Origin of the sequence: Anaerophaga thermohalophila str. Valhall (genome assembly GCF_000250735.1) — a bacterium.
Taxonomy (GTDB): Bacteria; Bacteroidota; Bacteroidia; order Bacteroidales; family Marinilabiliaceae; genus Anaerophaga; species Anaerophaga thermohalophila_A.
Genome location: NZ_AHZV01000159.1, coordinates 1 through 584 on the forward strand (window position 1 = coordinate 1; position 584 = coordinate 584).

1 tRNA gene and 1 rRNA gene are annotated in these 584 nt (G+C 45.4%); both read right to left on the reverse strand.

The features are described 5' to 3' along the window. Nucleotides 1-381 (reverse strand): 23S ribosomal RNA (locus OQ5_RS23815); the annotation flags it as partial. Between the two features lie 121 nt (nucleotides 382-502). Next, a tRNA-Ala gene (locus OQ5_RS0108440) sits at nucleotides 503-576 on the reverse strand. Between the last annotated feature and the right edge of the window lie 8 nt (nucleotides 577-584).

A 584-nucleotide genomic window follows, 5' to 3' on the forward strand; every position in this document is an offset into this window, starting at 1 on the left:
ATTTAATGAATTACATGTACGGGACTTTCACCCTCTCTGGTGCAACTTTCCAGATGCTTCCATTTCTTCATTAAACAATCCATCGTAGTCCTACAACCCCACTCTTGCCGAAACAAAAATGGTTTGGGCTGATCCCCGTTCGCTCGCCGCTACTGAGGGAATCACTCATTTGTTTTCTTCTCCTCCGGCTACTTAGATGTTTCAGTTCGCCGGGTTCGCCTCCTTTTCAGGATACCGTATCTTCAATACGGTGGGTTGCCCCATTCGGAGATTCACGGTTCAATGGTTATTTGCACCTACCCGTGACTTTTCGCAGCTTATCACGTCCTTCTTCGCCTCTGAGAGCCAAGGCATCCGCCATGCGCCCTTTTATACTTTCTTCGTTGGTGTTACTTAATTATTCGTAAGTAACATACACTAAAGCACTACTATTTTTGTGCTCGTTTGCTCTTTGAGTCTTCTTTCCAATATGTCAATGATCGTTTCTCTCAAAACTGAGATGTGGAGAATATCGGAGTCGAACCGATGACCTCCTGCGTGCAAAGCAGGCGCTCTAGCCAACTGAGCTAATTCCCCATATAAAA